Annotated in this window: 15 protein-coding genes and 1 pseudogene; 11 read left to right on the forward strand and 5 right to left on the reverse strand. The window is 48.0% G+C overall.

Features of this window, described 5'->3' with window-relative positions; genetic code table 11:
* The first annotated feature begins 13 nt into the window (after positions 1–13).
* From A8709_RS31890 to A8709_RS31915, 6 genes are all read left to right on the forward strand, one after another.
* Complete coding sequence (locus A8709_RS31890) at positions 14–2,443, forward strand: peptidase C14 (protein ID WP_141692725.1); 2,430 nt, start codon at positions 14–16, stop codon at positions 2,441–2,443.
* A 195-nt stretch (positions 2,444–2,638) separates the two neighbouring features.
* Entirely contained in the window at positions 2,639–4,018 is a 1,380-nt protein-coding gene (locus tag A8709_RS31895) for an extracellular solute-binding protein (RefSeq protein WP_065858918.1), read from the forward strand.
* Positions 4,019–4,081: 63 nt separating this feature from the next.
* The gene (locus tag A8709_RS31900) at positions 4,082–4,294 is read left to right on the forward strand and encodes a twin-arginine translocase TatA/TatE family subunit (protein WP_279615909.1); all 213 of its coding nucleotides are present in this window, start codon (positions 4,082–4,084) and stop codon (positions 4,292–4,294) included.
* 143 nt (positions 4,295–4,437) lie between these two features.
* Positions 4,438–5,289: an amidohydrolase family protein gene (locus A8709_RS31905; protein WP_065858920.1), complete on the forward strand. Its 852-nt coding sequence runs from the start codon at positions 4,438–4,440 to the stop codon at positions 5,287–5,289.
* A 24-nt stretch (positions 5,290–5,313) separates the two neighbouring features.
* Complete coding sequence (locus tag A8709_RS31910; RefSeq protein ID WP_065858922.1) at positions 5,314–6,603, forward strand: aspartate aminotransferase family protein; 1,290 nt, start codon at positions 5,314–5,316, stop codon at positions 6,601–6,603.
* Positions 6,604–6,627: 24 nt separating this feature from the next.
* Positions 6,628–7,536, forward strand: coding sequence for a fumarylacetoacetate hydrolase family protein (locus A8709_RS31915; RefSeq protein WP_065858924.1), 909 nt, complete (start codon positions 6,628–6,630; stop codon positions 7,534–7,536).
* A 69-nt stretch (positions 7,537–7,605) separates the two neighbouring features.
* On the opposite strand, the gene A8709_RS31920 is transcribed toward A8709_RS31915, so the two are convergent.
* Positions 7,606–8,163: a DJ-1/PfpI family protein gene (locus A8709_RS31920; protein ID WP_065858926.1), complete on the reverse strand. Its 558-nt coding sequence runs from the start codon at positions 8,161–8,163 to the stop codon at positions 7,606–7,608.
* A gap of 211 nt (positions 8,164–8,374) precedes the next feature.
* On the opposite strand from A8709_RS31920, the gene thyA reads away from it, so the two are divergent.
* On the forward strand, positions 8,375–9,169 hold the full coding sequence (thyA, locus tag A8709_RS31925) for a thymidylate synthase (protein WP_065858928.1): 795 nt from the start codon (positions 8,375–8,377) through the stop codon (positions 9,167–9,169).
* Between the two features lie 43 nt (positions 9,170–9,212).
* A complete protein-coding gene (locus tag A8709_RS31930) occupies positions 9,213–9,695 on the forward strand; it encodes a dihydrofolate reductase (protein WP_065858931.1) in 483 nt (160 codons plus the stop codon).
* Positions 9,696–10,158: 463 nt separating this feature from the next.
* On the opposite strand, the gene A8709_RS34325 is transcribed toward A8709_RS31930, so the two are convergent.
* From A8709_RS34325 to A8709_RS31945, 4 genes are all read right to left on the reverse strand, one after another.
* Positions 10,159–10,383, reverse strand: a complete 225-nt coding sequence (locus A8709_RS34325; RefSeq protein WP_141692726.1) for a hypothetical protein — start codon at positions 10,381–10,383, stop codon at positions 10,159–10,161.
* Between the two features lie 127 nt (positions 10,384–10,510).
* Positions 10,511–11,140: a YcnI family copper-binding membrane protein gene (locus A8709_RS31935; protein WP_065858932.1), complete on the reverse strand. Its 630-nt coding sequence runs from the start codon at positions 11,138–11,140 to the stop codon at positions 10,511–10,513.
* Positions 11,141–11,338: 198 nt separating this feature from the next.
* The gene (locus A8709_RS31940) at positions 11,339–12,007 is read right to left on the reverse strand and encodes a response regulator (RefSeq protein WP_065858933.1); all 669 of its coding nucleotides are present in this window, start codon (positions 12,005–12,007) and stop codon (positions 11,339–11,341) included.
* Positions 12,004–12,813: a sensor histidine kinase gene (locus tag A8709_RS31945; protein WP_065858935.1), complete on the reverse strand. Its 810-nt coding sequence runs from the start codon at positions 12,811–12,813 to the stop codon at positions 12,004–12,006. The genes A8709_RS31940 and A8709_RS31945 overlap by 4 nt, the downstream gene beginning before the upstream one ends.
* 171 nt (positions 12,814–12,984) lie before the next feature.
* On the opposite strand from A8709_RS31945, the gene A8709_RS31950 reads away from it, so the two are divergent.
* The 3 genes and pseudogenes from A8709_RS31950 to phnE form a co-directional block, all read left to right on the forward strand.
* Positions 12,985–14,016: a HoxN/HupN/NixA family nickel/cobalt transporter gene (locus A8709_RS31950; RefSeq protein ID WP_065858936.1), complete on the forward strand. Its 1,032-nt coding sequence runs from the start codon at positions 12,985–12,987 to the stop codon at positions 14,014–14,016.
* Positions 14,017–14,184: 168 nt separating this feature from the next.
* The gene (gene phnC / locus A8709_RS31955; protein ID WP_065858938.1) at positions 14,185–14,958 is read left to right on the forward strand and encodes a phosphonate ABC transporter ATP-binding protein; all 774 of its coding nucleotides are present in this window, start codon (positions 14,185–14,187) and stop codon (positions 14,956–14,958) included.
* A pseudogene (gene phnE / locus A8709_RS34330) lies at positions 14,955–15,716 on the forward strand (phosphonate ABC transporter, permease protein PhnE); the annotation flags it as partial. The gene phnC and the pseudogene phnE, both read left to right, overlap by 4 nt.

The raw sequence follows: 15,716 nt of genomic DNA on the forward strand, positions 1-15,716 counted from the left end.
CGAAGAGGAGTTGTTGAGAACGATGTTCTTCCTAGATGACAAGAAGGGAAAATCGAATCCGACGAACGTAAGCAACGAGGAGAATCCGACACACGATAAGAAGAGTGATATGATCAGCAGGCGAAAAGTATTAGCATCGATAGGCATTGGCGGTGCTGTGCTGGCAGGAAGCGTTCTCGGCCCTCGATTTGCTTCGGCAGATAACGAGAAATACAAAGACGACGATGGTGATCGCGGAGATCGCGTACAGCAAGTGAACAACGTAGCTGAGCTGAAGTCACTCCCGCCAGGTCAGCTTAAGGATGGTCAACATGTGTTCGTAGGTGGCTACAACCAGAGCGGTGACGGAGGCGGCAAGCTGGTTCGTTTTGTAGCCGGCAGCACGAAGGCTGACAACGGCGGAACGGTACATAAGCTGACCAAAGGCGGCAATGGACGCGAGTCGAATGACGCTGCCAAAGGAGGCAAGCCGCCCAAAGGAGAAGGCTGCTTTGAAGTTGTACATAATGGCGTAGGTGATTTCCGCTGGTTCGGTATTTTTGGTGCAAGCCAGAATGCGGATGACGCTCTGGATGCGTTAATCAACGACCCTGCGATCCATCGTGTCGAAGCGCACTCTGATCTGAACTTCGTGAAGCGCCATGTATACCATCGCAGCGACATCGAAGTTGATTTCCACGGTCATACCGTGACGACCGAGGGCATTGAGCTGAACACATTGGACAATCCATTCGGTGCTGTGATGTTTTTCCAAGGGGTTGCAACCGGTGTGACACAAACCGTTACACTAACCGAAGATATATCTGAATATTCAGATATATTTGAAGTGGCGGACTCATCGATCTTTGAAGTCGATAGCTGGTGGCACGCCCAGGTCAAAAACAATGCAGCGGGCGGTGCCCAGCGTGAGCTCGATTACCTGGTCAAAGTAACGGAGATTTTCGATGCCACCCACGTTAGGTTGAATTATAAGCTCGGTTGGCTGCTTGCCAAGGGACGTCCCATTACCTACAAAAAAATCAATCCTGCCTTCCGGTGCAATGTGCGTAATATGAGTTTTATCGGCATACCTGTGCCGCCTAATGGCACAAGCCTTAGGCCGTTCCCGACGTGGGATCAGATCGGATCGAATCCAGTCGCTTACGAATTCGCTGTGGAATGCGACGCATCGGGCATCAAGGCGAGCAAAGTGTTCTGGCCGGTTGTCATGCGCAGATATAACACGCATTATGTGACGGAGCGCTGTCAGTTGATGAACCCCGAGGAACGCGACTGGGGCGGCACTGGTTATTTAACACAGCAGATCAACGTGCTTTACGGGCATATTCGAGATTGCAATACGAGCAATGCGCGTCACTTGAATGATTTTACATGCGCAGGGTATTGTATGGTTGAGAATTGCCATGGCGACGGTGATGAATATGGTCCGTTCGTTACACATGGCCAGTACGAGCACGATCTGACGTACATCAACAATTCCGGTTTGTTGTCGTTTGCGAACAGCGGTACCACGTGGGGAGATAGCGCCAAACGGGTGACGGTCAAGAAGCACATCGCATCACGGATCGTCGCGAGCAAACGGTTAACGGACTTGACGCTGGAGGACTGCCATGCGGTTGTCACGTATACAAAGCCTGGCGTGAAGATGGCGAATTCCGGCTCGTTCTGGGTGAACATGGATGGCCTTCAAATGCGAGGATGCACGGCACAAGAGATGGTGACGATTTCGAAAGGCTCCTCGCGGGCGAAAAGGAAGAACATGATCGATAGCTGCTCATTCGGCATGCTGAAGGGCTACGAAATTGCCCGACCGATCCGAACAGGAACGACGCAGGTCGGTTATACGCCAAGCAACGGTGAATTGACGATCATTAACAGTGAATTTTACAACATCGAAGAGGTTACACTGGGAAGCATCAATAAGCTTACCCTCATTAATACATGGTTCAAAGGCCTTCCGCAGGTCGGAGGCACGGTCAAGGTCGGTACTCGTGAGATCATCATGCAGGGTGGCGGGCTCGTCGATTGCTGCTTCTTATTCACTGGCGCTTGGGATAAGGTTGGTGATGTTAATAATGCAAGGAATAATCCAGATCAGTGGATGACGATTGACGGCGGCGCGATATGCAGCGGGACGAATGCGGAGAAGGCGTTTCTGAAAAGTGTAGATCCGACGAATGTGATCACCTGGAATTTCGGGAACTGTACGAGTGTAGCTGCAGACGCAAGTACGGCACATTTTCAGATCCTAGGCGGATTGAATAAGCTCAGAGCGAACGGATCACAATTTACAGGTGGGAAGTACGAGGCTGTGGATAGCGCCTTCGGAAACGGCTCGTACTTCTTCATGGTGTCTTGCCTGGAAGAGGGTGTCAACCGCGCGGCACTGCCGGCAGAAAGCGATACTGTGAAACACAGTACGGGTAACTTTTTGCTCGTTTGATCGACAGGTGATCAGGATGCGATGCTTAGAGAATTAAGGGTTTCAGGGCGCAACCTTCATGGTTATGTCGTGAAACCTGAAGTACATTGACATGTGATAGTGGATCGTTGCTATAATACAAATAACAAGGCAGATACAGGCATAGTCCACAGCTCCTGTTCTTGTCAGTGTATCGGATGGAAATGAGGTTTATAGATGGAAAATCGGACAACTCGCAGCTCGTCCCGCACGCGATTGAGTGAACTCGTTAACACATTAAGGGAAGATATTTTGACAGGAAAGCGGCCGGTAGGTGAATATTTGCCATCGGAGAAAACGTTCGCCGCGGAATTCAATTTAAGTAACCAATCGGTGCGCAAAGGGCTGGATATTCTGGTTGCAGAGGGATTAATTGAGAAAATCCCACGTGTTGGCACCAAGGTTGTCGGTGCTCCTGAAGGCGCTTTCGTAACCGTGAAATTTGGCTTCCATAGCTCCGTTACAGATGAAGCAGATATTCATCGGCTGCTGTCTAGTTTTCAAAAGGAAAACCCGCATATTCGGGTACAAGCTGTACCTACATCCAGCAATAACTACAGCTACATCAGCGAGTACTTGTCCAGCGGGCTGCTCGACGTGGTGATGATGAACTTTAAGGATTTCCAGGAATGTGTGGAAACCGGCGAGGAAGGCATGCTGGAGCCAACGGAACGAAATCCAGAGTTATATTCATTTTTATCAGACGCTTTTGTGGCGGATGGTCGTCAGTTGGTGCAGCCGTTTATTTATTCACCGCTTATTCTATGTTATAACCGCGAGCATTTCCATGAGGCGAACCTGCCTGAGCCAGATAGCAGCTGGCAGTGGAAGGATTTGATTACCTATTCGTCCAAGCTTGCCATTCCGAATGAACGACTCGGCTTTCACTGCGACTTGTATTCATCCAATCGCTGGCCCTTGCTATTGCTGCAAACCGGCGGGAAGTTCGAGCGGCATGAAGATGGAAGACTTAAGCTTGCCGGAACGGCTATGATGGATGCGCTTCGCTACTGCGGGGAAATGAAGCATAGTATTCCTTCTTTATCAGAAGGGATCACGACCGGCGAATCGGAGCTTCTTCTGGCCAAAGGCAAAGCATCGATCATCATGACCAGTTACTTTTACCTGAACTATTTGCTCGGCGAGAGATTGTCCTTTGACATTGCACCTGTACCGCATTTCGGTACACCGATAACTATGCTGCTAAACACGGGACTCGCCGTCAACCGAAAGTCACAAGTGAAGGATGCGGCAGTCAAATTAGTCGAATTTTTAACGAGTTATAAGGCCCAACTCTTCGTTCGTCAGCATACCTACACGCTCCCTGCACGTAAAGCTGCTGCAGAGTGGGTGGGGGAAGAAAAACGTTATTTACCGTCTAGATTTTCCTTGTTTCGCGAGACGATTCCTGGCTTCCGCTATTTCACGGATTTAGCCATCAGCTCCAAAGAACTTTCTGATATCAATCAGGAATTGAAGATGTATTGGGCTGGCTTAGAAACCGAGGAAGTGCTGTGTTCACATATCGAAGAGCGCCTTACCGTTAGTTCCTTGTAAGATGAGGTCCAGTCACGTACCACAGGTTTAAGGCTTTTTAATCCAAAAGGGGTGATTGATGTGGTGCCGCATTTTAGTGCTTCAACGATTATGTTATTAGTTATTACCGCTCTGGTATTGTTCGGCCCCAAAAAGCTGCCCGAATTAGGTCGAGCATTTGGCAAGACCTTGCGGGAGTTTAAGAAAGGGACCAAGGGATTCATGGAGGATGAGGAGTCACTGCCTCCGCTGCAGTCGCGCAAGGAGTCTCGTACAGATGAGACGAACAGACCTTAGCTAAATCTCATTACGAATAGATGTGAAATAGATCGACTCTATAGGGCGAATGCCGGATGGAGTACGGTCTCTTTCCGATGCCATAAAACGCCAACACACATGACTAGAATGCTAGATTATTTAGCTAAAAGGTGGTGCAGAAGATGATTTTCGATTGTCATACCCATTTATTTCTTCCCGGTCAAACCAATGGCCCTTTCTTAGCTGCTGTGAAGCGCAGTTGGGGGGAGCACATGGATATCATCGCTACGCCGGAGATGCATGAAGACAACATTCGTCCATTCGATGGGGCGATTGTGCTTGCTTTTGACGCTCCTGCTACGGGCATTCAAGTGCCTAATCACGTTGTTGCTGAGTATGTTTCCAAGCAACCTGGACGGTTGTACGGCTTTGCAAGTATCGATCCCAATAGGCCGGGCGCGGCTCGTCTGCTGGAGGAAGCCATCAAAGAATATGGTCTTAGCGGACTTAAGCTTGGACCGATCTATCAGAATTTTTACCCAGGCGAGCAGCATCATTTTGAGTTGTATGCCAAGGCGGATGAATTGGGATTGCCGATTCTGTGGCACCAGGGCACTTCCTTCGTACCTGAAGGGTACTTAGATGCTTCCAGGCCGGCTGCCCTAGACCCGATTGCTCGTGCCTTTCCTGATTTGAAAATGGTCATTGCCCACATGGGCCACCCATGGGTGGATGAATGTATTGCCGTTGTTCGTAAAAATGCCAATATGTATATGGATTTGTCGGCACTTGGTTCACGACCTTGGCAGTTCTATAATGCGCTTGTTTCAGCGATGGAGTATGGGGTCACTCACAAAATTTTATTCGGTTCCGATTATCCGTTCTTCACTACCCAACAAACCATCGACTTGTTTCGGAATATTAACCATTTGGTTGAAGGCACGAAGATGCCGCACATTCCCGAGCAAATTATTGAAGATATCATTCATCGCAACACGCCAGAGATACTCGGCTTGACCGCATCCAAGAAGTAAACCATCTACAGGAGGTAATTTGATATGTCCAAAAATGCAGAGCTATATGAAGAATCGAAATTATACGCACCGGGCGGGGTTCATACGTCGATTCGCAACGTGAATCCAATGATGGTATTTACCAAGGGGGAGGGCGCTTATATTTATGATGCAGATGGTAAAAAGTACATCGATTATCAGGGCGCATTCGGCCCAATTATTTTGGGGCATAGTCATCCTTATGTGAATCGCAAGGTGATTGAAGCCATTGAGCGAACGGATTTATATGGTGTTGGTTGTACGGACTTGGAAGTAGAACTGGCACGGAAGATTTGTACGCACGTTCCTTCATCGGAGCAAGTGCTTTTCTGCAACTCAGGATCGGAAGCCACTTATCATGCGATTCGTTTGACACGGGCGATTACAGGACGCAACAAGCTGATCAAATTCCAAGGCTGTTATCACGGCTGGCACGATTATGTGGCACGCAACATGCTTAGTTCATGGGATATGATTGGCAAAAGGGACCCGGGTTCTGCTGGCATGTTAGATGAAGCGATCGACAATACCTTAGTCTGTACATTTAATGATTTGGACGATGTGGAAAGAACGTTCCGTAAGAACAAAGGGCAAATCGCTTCGTTAATTGTCGAGCCCATTCCTCATAATATCGGCTGTGTGATGCCGCAGCCTGGTTTCTTGGAAGGGCTTCGCGAGCTTTGTACCGCACATGGCGCTCTGCTCATCTTCGATGAAGTGATTACAGGCTTCCGCCATGACATCGGTGGTTATCAGAAGGTGGCAGGAGTTACCCCTGATTTGACAACGATGGGTAAAGCGATGGCGAACGGCTATCCAATCGCAGCTGTAGCGGGTAAGCGTGAATATATGCAGCGTTTTAATACGTATCCAGGTGGAGATGTCTGGTTTGCTGGCACCTATAATGGCCATTCCGTAGGCACGGCCGCTTCGATTGCGACGCTTGAATTGATGGAGAACGAGCCTGTGCATGAGCACATTTTCCGTTTGGGCGAGAAAATGCGTTGCGGCTTGCGGGGCATTCATGAGCGGCTAGGTATTGAGGCATATGTAGCTGGGTTCGGTTCCGTATGGACAACGTATTTCATGGATTTCGAGCCGAAGAACTATACCGATTTGCAGCAAAATGACGCAGAACTGTACGTTTCCTACCGGAAGAGACTGATCGAGAAAGGCATTTTTAAAATGCCGATGAACATCAAACGCAATCATATTAGTTATTCGCATACGGATCAGGATGTAGATACGACACTGGACATTATGGAGTCTGTATTGAAAGAGCTGGTTCAGAAATAATACAAAGTCAGGAGCATACTGCACATGAAATTAGTCACATTTATTCATAAAGGCCGCTATCGTTTAGGTGTCAAAAGGGAGCAAGGTGTAGTCGATGTAGTGGCCGCGCTCTCCGCAGTACCGGAAGTAACAGCCATACCAACAACCATCCACGAGGTTATCGATGGCGGAGCCGAAGCTTTGAATAGTCTTCATTCCTTTGTAGATCGGGTTCTGGCTTCGGATACAGATCAAGGGGCTTATCTATTGGAAGAGTCTACGCTAACCCTAGGTCCATGTGTTACGCATCCGAATAAACTGATTTGCGTGGGACTTAATTATCGCAGACATGCAGAGGAAACGAACGCACAGATTCCGCAATTTCCAATCTTGTTCAACAAATTTAATAACGCCTTAGCAGGCCACGGCGAAGACATTGCATTACCTAAAGTTTCGGTGAAAGTGGATTATGAAGCGGAATTAGCGATCATCATCGGGAAAACAGCCAAATATGTTTCGAAAGAGCATGCGCTCGATTACGTCTTTGGCTATTGCAACGCGAATGATCTATCCGCAAGGGATCTGCAGGTCAGAACGCAGCAATGGTTATTAGGTAAATCCTGCGATAAGTTCGCCCCACTCGGACCTTATGTAGTAACGGCAGATGAAGTGGGCAACCCGAACGATCTGGCCATTAAAACCATTGTAAACGGCGAGGTGCGGCAGCACTCAAATACATCAGATATGATTTTCCATTGTGATGAAATCGTCAGTTACATTTCACATCATATGACGTTAGTGCCTGGCGATATTATTCTAACGGGGACACCTGAAGGTGTTGTTTTAGGCTATCCACTGGAGAAGCAAGTGTATTTGAAGGATGGGGATATCGTTACGATTGAAATCGAACATCTCGGAAGTTTGACGAATCGGATGGTTGCGGAGCTTATATAAAATGAAACGGGACTACCCATAAGCAGTGTCATCTGCTTTTGGGGTAGTCCCGTTTTTTGGATATGTATGTTAAGATAGCAATTTCAAAAACTCACGCATAAAGCCTGGTAAATCCGGCCAAGCGTGACCGCTGACGAGCTTACCATCGACATGCAGGGTATCTTTGGCGTAGGTGGCACCAAGTGCTTCTACATCCAAGCGGCATGCGTTATACGCCGTCATCGTGCGGCCTTCGAAGAAGGAATTATCTTTCAGCGCAGCGAATACGAGCGCACCATGGCAGATCGCGCCAATTGGTTTATCGGCTTCAAGGAAATGACGAAGGATGCGTGGAACATCTTCATTCGAACGTATGTATTCAGGGGCTCGGCCGCCAGGAATGATGAGTCCATCAAACTGACTAGGATCTACATCGGCGAAAGCGACATGAGAGGGAAGAAGATGTGCAGGTTTTTCTGTATACGTTTCCCAATCCTCTACAAAATCGTGAACCACCGTGCGAAGCACTTTTTTCGCAGGCGCAGCGATAACAGCGTCATACCCTTCTTCTAACACACGGTAGTAGGGATAGTACACTTCCAATACTTCAACAGCATCACCAGTTAGAAATAAGATCCTTTTGGACATGAGATCACTCCTTGGAAATGGATGGTAATTCATGTTTAATTATGAACAATGCTTGTTTTCTTGTATACGGGTGTAAATTGGGAGGAATTGTCGAATAGGCAGTTCAGATGTTAAATAATGATGTTCAAATGATGTTCAAGGGAAAGGATAATGATTATAATAGAACAATAAATAAGGAAGAGTTCTAATTTACGAGGTGAATAACGGAATCATGAAAGCTTATTTAGATTTGTTAAAGGATGTTTTAGATACAGGTGTTGAGAAGGGTGACCGTACAGGTACGGGAACGATTTCTGTGTTTGGCAGACAGATGCGCATCAATCTCCAAGAAGGCTTCCCGCTGTTAACGACGAAGAAGCTGCATATTAAATCCATCGTTCACGAGCTATTGTGGTTCTTGAGTGGAAGCACGAATGTGCAATATTTACGCGACAATGGCGTTACGATTTGGGATGAGTGGGCCGACGAGAATGGAGATCTGGGCCGCGTGTACGGGGCGCAATGGCGCACATGGCTGGCTCCGAATGGACAGGTCATCGATCAGATCGAGAAGCTGATTCATCAAATCAAGACGAATCCGGATTCGCGCAGACACTTGGTCAGTGCATGGAACCCTGCCGAGGTGGATAGCATGGCGCTGCCGCCTTGTCATTATGCCTTTCAATTTTATGTAGCGAACGGTCGTCTATCTTGTATGTTCCAAATGAGATCGGTGGACACATTCTTAGGCCTTCCGTTCAACTTGGCGTCGTATGCGCTCTTAACGCATATGATTGCTCAGCAGTGCGATCTGGAGGTCGGAGATCTGATCTGGAACGGCGGCGATGTTCATATTTACCAGAATCATGTGGAACAAGTGAACAAGCAGCTCTTGAGAGAGCCACAAGATTTACCGACGCTCGTTATCAAAAGGAAGCCAGCTTCCATTTTGGATTACACCTTCGAGGATTTTGAATTTCTGAATTACAACCCGCAACCAGGGATTAAAGCGCCAATAGCGATTTAAAGAACCTGTCTATCCAGTTGTTGTGTAGAGGAGTGTTCCTAATATGAGTATTTCATTTATATTTGCGATGGATCGTAACCGCGCGATTGGCGTTAATAATCAATTGCCATGGCATTTGCCTGGTGATTTGAAATTTTTCAAATCGGTTACCATGGGACATCCCATCCTTATGGGACGCAAAACCTACGAGTCCATCGGCAAGCCGCTGCCCGGTCGTCGCAACGTCATTCTCACGCAAAATACGGCGTTCCGTGCTGAAGGCTGCGAAGTTCTTCATTCGGTGGGAGAAGCCTTAGAAGCTTTCCGTGATCAAGAGCTTTTCGTGATCGGCGGCGCGGAGGTGTTCAAGCTGTTCGCCTCCACCGTTGATCGCATGTATATCACGTTCATTGAGCACGAGTTCGAAGCGGACACGTACATGTCCGACTTGGACTTGTCCGCCTGGACACTGGTCTCCAGTGAGCAGGGCGAACGGAACGAGAAGAATCCCTATGAGTATTACTTCCGGGTTTACGAACGGAACTAGTCGATTATCTCGGTTTTTCCGAGTAACTGCTCGCCTAATGCCGTTGCTGATGATGAAATAGTCGGTTTTCCCGACTAACTGCTCGCCTAATGCCATTGCTGATGACGAGATAGTCGGTTTTCCCGACTATCTGCCCGCCTAATGCCTTTGCTGATGGCGAGATAGTCGGTTTTCCCGACTAACTGCCCGCCTAATGTCATTGCTGATGACGAGATAATCGGTTTTTCCGACTACCTGTCCGCCTAATGCCATTGCTGATGGCGAGATAGTCGGTTTTCCCGACTACCTGCTCGCCTAATGCCATTGCTGATGACGAGATAGTGGGTTTTCCCGACTACCTGCATCCATAATGCCATTGCTGATGGCGAAATAGTCGGTTTTCCCGACTACCTGCCCGCCTAATGCCATTGCTGATGACGAGATAGTGGGTTTTCCCGACTACCTGCATCCATAATGCCATTGCTCAGTACGAACCAGGGGTTTCTCCGAAAAATTGACTTGCTGGATGTTTAATCCCCGCGAGTCGATCTGCAAGTCGAAAAAATCGACTTACAGGAAGCCCAATAGCTGCGAGTCGATCTGCAAGTCGAAAAAATCGACTTACATGCTGCTCCAGCGCCGCATGCTGACCTGCAAGTCGAAGAAATCGACTTACAGGACGCTCAAGCGCCGCCAGCCCGAGCCGCAAGTCGATAAAATCGACTTACAGGCTGCTCAAGCGCCGAAGACCTTATATTGACAAAGAAAAGGGCTGTTTCGCTAAGTAGAAGTTATCTACTTAGCGAAACAGCCCTTCCTTATATCTTACCCACGCACTACGCGCGTTTTCTAACCAATGACACGATCAAAGCCAATGCCCCGAGCACCACGCCAACAATGGAGAGGTATAGGGATGTCTTCGAACCGGAATCCGTATCCGAAGCCGCTGTGCCTGCCGTTACATTGCCGTGACTATCAGTTGTAGAACCAGAAGCGGTTTTGGCTTTCACCGTTGTGACAGATGCCGGCTTGTCTGATCCGTCTGCGCCAACCCACTCAACTACGGAACCATCTTTGTACGTTTGGTACGCTTTCCAAGTGATCTTAGTAGCCGTATCCGCAACTTTTCCCTGCATACTGAAATCGCCAAACTCTGTGCTTGCTAATCCATCGCCAGTTGCTGTCCATGTGACGCCTGCAATTTTACCAGCAGAGTCCTTCTCAATATCATACTTCCAACCCGCTTTTGGCTCGAAACGAGACACAGCTACGGAATCAACAGGAAATTTGACTTGGACTTTCGTCGTCGGGCTATCTTTCTCAGATGGTACACGAACTGTAAATACCTCATAGCTGCCTTGCGTCGTATCTTTCGGATACACCACCACGTGTGCACTTGCGATACCCACAAGAAGCATGGAAGCGATCATCATGGAGCTTGCCGTTAACATAAACTTTTTAAACATGGAATTATATTCCCCTCTCACATTCAACTCTTATCATGTTGTCCATATTACCTGATAGACAAGCAGATGAGTATGACTCGAGTGGGCTATTTTTTCGACTAGATTTGTCTAAATCGTAGCATTTATCAGCTTTATGCGATAATTGTCTCTTTTGAGTCCCTATACTTGTCCGGAATGTACCTCTTGATAACGCTCCCCTTATTTGCGTGTCAAACCATGCTTGATGGCAAAAGCCGTAAGCTGGACGCGATTCTCAAGGGAGAGCTTGACGAGAATATTTTTCATGTGGTTTTTCACCGTATGCTCCGAAATGAGCAGCTTCTCAGCAATGACCCGGTTGTTGTCGCCTTGCGCGACATGGGCGGTAATTTCTTGCTCACGAGAAGTTAGCATGTGCGGGCTAGGACCTTCCGTTTGCGCGCCTGCCTTCGAGCGGAAGCGATTGAAAAGCATATCCGCCATCCCTCGGGCGACCTCCGAATTATCGTCGAGCAGGGCGCGGAGATAGCTAAGCCATTCGTCGGGATCCATGTTTTTGAGCAGATAGCCTTGTGCCCCGAATTGCAGAGCAGTGAAGAGATCAGCCACGTCATCCGATACGGTGAGCATAACGATGCGGATGGCGCCATAAGCTTGCTTGATGTGGCGTGTGGCTTGGAGGCCGTCCATCGGAGACATATGGATATCCATGAGAACTACGTCAGGGGCAACTTCGCCACAGAGTCGGATGGCATCCTCGCCGGAGCTGGCTTCGCCAACGATGAGAAAATCAGGATCGGATTCCAGCATGCTTCGGATGGCTTTGCGGGCTAGGGGATGATCATCGACGATTAGGATACGAAAAGGCAGTACGTCCGACAGCGTCATTGAGGATTCTCCTCTCTTTCCGCATAAACAATCACTTCGGTACCTGAGCCATGATCGCTCGTTTTGAGCTCTAAGGCAGCGCCTAGCTCCGCAGAACGCTTCTGCATCAGGTCGATCCCATACGTGGTGCTTTTCTCGGTATCTTGCAGCAGCCCGCAGCCATTATCTGTGATATGCAAGCGCCAGTGATCCTTATCTGCTTCCAAAACAATCGCAGCATCCGTCGCCATCGAATGTTTGCGAATATTAGTGAATGCTTCTTGGATGATGCCGAAGAGCAGAACCTCCTCGTTAGGCGAGAAGCTGTTTTCTTCGATTTTCACATCTTCTCGAAGCTCAATGCCAGACACTAATTGCCAATTGGCTAAGTAAGTATGAATGCGTTGTGTAAAAGCAGTCCCTTCTTCAGGTGGCGTACGCAGGTTGAAGATAGCTTGACGCAGCGAATTGTCGATCTCAGAAACAGCGGCTTTCGCTTCTTCAATATCCCCTTGCCGCAGCTTCACATTAAGGAAGAAGAGCGTTTGGGCCAAATCGTCATGCAGCTCGCGAGCCAATCGTTCTCGTTCTTCAAAAACCGCTCTGCGGCCTTCGCTGCGGAGGATTTGCTCATTACTGCGTTCGATCCGATTAAACATCCAAGTAGCAAAAAGGTAAGATAGCAATAACGTAATCACGGTAATCGTAAAATTACCAGCGCCCATAGTTAAATAACGAAGTAAATATTCATGACGGATATATTCAAATCCACCGATAATAAGGACGGGTACAAGCACCGTAAACAGCTTATATTTGCCCAGCGACATATAGCGGCTCAGCTCCTTTTCATAGAAAGATGTTGGAACGGATTCTATTATAGCAGATCTCCTTTAGATTTCTTCACAAAAAATCCGCACAACCCTTCTCAAATCCTGCACACGTGTGCTACATTATTAGTAAATCGTAACACGAATCGAGAAAGGTGTGGTAAAACGTAGATGTGGAAATCGTTGCTACAAGATAGAAAAAGTTGGGGAGGGTACGTATTTTTCATTCTTCTTCTTCACGTAGTGGGACTAATCGGGCTTTATTCCGTTGCCAAAACATCGCCAGCCTTCTGGGGAATTGGACTTCTTGCCTATACCTTAGGAATGCGTCATGCCTTTGACGTTGATCATATAGCGGCCATCGATAATACCGTTCGCAAGCTAGTTCAGCAAAAGAAAAACCCGATAGGTGTCGGCTTTTATTTCTCACTTGGACACTCCTCAGTGGTATTTATCATGTCGATCGTGACCGCGTTCTCAGTGACGTGGGCGGCGCGTGAGCTCCCTTGGCTGCAACGTTTCGGCGGTGTCATCGGCGCGTCCGTCTCAGGACTTTTCCTTGTCGTAATTGGCGTCATCAATTTAATCATTCTTATTAGTTTGTATAAAATGTTCCTCAAGTTTCGCGGCGGCAAGCACGACGACAATGAGTTTGAAGAGCTGCTGGAATCACGCGGATTCATCGCACGGATGATTAAACCGCTCTTCTCATTCATCAGCAAAAGCTGGCACGTCTACCCGCTTGGGTTTCTGTTCGGATTAGGCTTTGATACCGCGAGTGAGATCGCGCTGCTGGCCATTTCGGCACATGCCGCGAAGGATGCGATCCCTTTTATCGGCGTGATCTCCTTGCCGCTGCTGTTCGCAGCGGGGATGAGCCTATTCGATACCGCGGACGGCATGTTTATGACGAAAGCATACAAATGGGCATTCCACACGCCCGTGCGTAAGCTTTACTACAATTTAACCGTTACCGCACTTGCGGTGATTGCGGCTTTAATTATTGGCATCATTGAGCTAGGTCAGGTGCTTTCCGAAGAATTCAGCATGGAAGGCACGTTCTGGACGTGGCTGCAGGACATTGATTTTGGTACATTGGGCTTTATTCTGGTTGGACTGTTCGTCATTGCGTGGATCATATCGATTGCCGTCTGGAAGGGCATGAAGATTGAGGAGCGCTGGGGCGCTAATTACCATCCATAAGATCATGCTGGCCTCAACGAAAGCGGTTGAGGCCCCTTTTTTTGTCATGGTGAACAATGGCATATGAATTTTTTCTAAAGGTTATGATAGAAAAAAGGATTTTCCCTCTATTCGTTGAAAGTAGTCTGTCGAGTAATTCGAAAACTGAGTAAAGAAAGTAGGACGCATATGATTGAGTTTAAAAATCTTTCTAAAGTATATCCGAATGGAACTGTTGGTTTGAATGACATTAACCTAACTATACATCCCGGGGAATTCGTTGTTATTGTTGGTTTATCAGGCGCTGGTAAATCCACGCTGCTTCGTTCAATTAACCGTCTGCATGAGACGACCAGTGGTCAAATTCTCATTGATGGCAAATCCATCACCAAAGCGAACGGTGCTGAGCTGCGCCGGATGCGCAGAGACATCGGCATGATCTTTCAAACTTTTAATCTAGTCAAAAGATCAACCGTCATTCGCAACGTCCTTTCTGGCCGTGTGGGCTATCATTCAACCCTTCGCACGATGTTCGGCTTATTCCCTAAAGCGGATATTGAGCTTTCGCTGAAAGCGCTGGAACGGGTCAATATCCGTGAAAAAGCGTACTCCCGCGCGGATGAATTGTCCGGTGGTCAACAGCAGCGTGTGTCCATCGCGAGAGCGCTGGCACAGGAAGCGAAGATCATTTTGGCCGACGAGCCCGTGGCCTCACTGGATCCACTAACCACCCGTCAGGTTATGGATGACCTGAAGCGAATTAACAAAGACCTAGGCATCACAACGGTCGTCAATCTTCACTTCGTCGATCTAGCCCGCGAGTATGCGACGCGCATTATCGGGCTTCGTGCAGGTAAGGTTGTCTATGATGGGCCTGTTGCTGATGCGACGGATGATGTGTTCTCCGAGATTTACGGCCGCGCGCCTAAGAAAGACGAGCTGCTGGGGGTGCAGGAGGGATGAGCGTAGCAACTGTCAAAAAGCCCTCGCGTACGAAGTTTTATGCCATACTTGCGATCATGGTATTGTTCTTAATTGGCAGTATTTATCAAACCGATGCTACGTTGTCCAAATTAGTTTCGGGAACACCGGAAATTATCAAATTCATCGGAGAAATGTTTCCGCCAGACTGGGCGTTCTTTACAGATATTTGGAAGCCGATGGCACAAACCTTGCAAATGTCCATTATTGGTACTGTAATTGGAGCCGTATTAGCATTCCCTATGGCACTTCTTGCTGCTCGTAATGTGACAACGTCACCATGGCTGTACTATCCAGCCCGGTTTATTTTGAATTTTATCCGTACTATTCCTGACTTGCTATATGCAGCCTTATTTGCTGTTCTCGTGGGCTTCGGTCCTACCGCGGGTACCTTAGCGTTGATTTTCTTTACCTTCGGTATTCTTTCTAAGCTTTCCTATGAATCAACAGAAGCGATTGATCCTGGTCCGCTTGAAGCGATGACTGCTGTTGGTGCCAATAAGCTGAAATTGATCCGTTTCGGTGTGTTACCCCAAATTGCGCCAACGTATCTAGCACATTTGCTGTACACATTCGAAGTGAGTATTCGTGCGTCAGCGATTCTTGGTTTGGTTGGGGCAGGCGGTATCGGCTTGCTGCTCAAAAACACACTAGATTTGTTCCGTTACGATCAATCTTGTGCCATCGTTATTTACACGTTGCTTGTGGTTGTGATTATCGACTTAGTGAGTACACGTTTC

Source organism: Paenibacillus pectinilyticus (assembly GCF_001700435.1).
GTDB classification, from domain to species: domain Bacteria; phylum Bacillota; class Bacilli; order Paenibacillales; family NBRC-103111; genus Paenibacillus_E; species Paenibacillus_E pectinilyticus.

What these genes read in the sequence shown, in the direction of transcription:
- A8709_RS31895 (WP_065858918.1), top strand. Translation starts at nt 2,639, where the DNA reads ATGGAAAATCGGACAACTCGCAGCTCGTCCCGCACGCGATTGAGTGAA.
- A8709_RS31905 (WP_065858920.1), top strand. Translation starts at nt 4,438, where the DNA reads ATGATTTTCGATTGTCATACCCATTTATTTCTTCCCGGTCAAACCAAT.
- A8709_RS31910 (WP_065858922.1), top strand. Translation starts at nt 5,314, where the DNA reads ATGTCCAAAAATGCAGAGCTATATGAAGAATCGAAATTATACGCACCG.
- A8709_RS31915 (WP_065858924.1), top strand. Translation starts at nt 6,628, where the DNA reads ATGAAATTAGTCACATTTATTCATAAAGGCCGCTATCGTTTAGGTGTC.
- A8709_RS31920 (WP_065858926.1), bottom strand. Translation starts at nt 8,163, where the DNA reads ATGTCCAAAAGGATCTTATTTCTAACTGGTGATGCTGTTGAAGTATTG.
- thyA (WP_065858928.1), top strand. Translation starts at nt 8,375, where the DNA reads ATGAAAGCTTATTTAGATTTGTTAAAGGATGTTTTAGATACAGGTGTT.
- A8709_RS31930 (WP_065858931.1), top strand. Translation starts at nt 9,213, where the DNA reads ATGAGTATTTCATTTATATTTGCGATGGATCGTAACCGCGCGATTGGC.
- A8709_RS31935 (WP_065858932.1), bottom strand. Translation starts at nt 11,140, where the DNA reads ATGTTTAAAAAGTTTATGTTAACGGCAAGCTCCATGATGATCGCTTCC.
- A8709_RS31940 (WP_065858933.1), bottom strand. Translation starts at nt 12,007, where the DNA reads ATGACGCTGTCGGACGTACTGCCTTTTCGTATCCTAATCGTCGATGAT.
- A8709_RS31945 (WP_065858935.1), bottom strand. Translation starts at nt 12,813, where the DNA reads ATGTCGCTGGGCAAATATAAGCTGTTTACGGTGCTTGTACCCGTCCTT.
- A8709_RS31950 (WP_065858936.1), top strand. Translation starts at nt 12,985, where the DNA reads ATGTGGAAATCGTTGCTACAAGATAGAAAAAGTTGGGGAGGGTACGTA.
- phnC (WP_065858938.1), top strand. Translation starts at nt 14,185, where the DNA reads ATGATTGAGTTTAAAAATCTTTCTAAAGTATATCCGAATGGAACTGTT.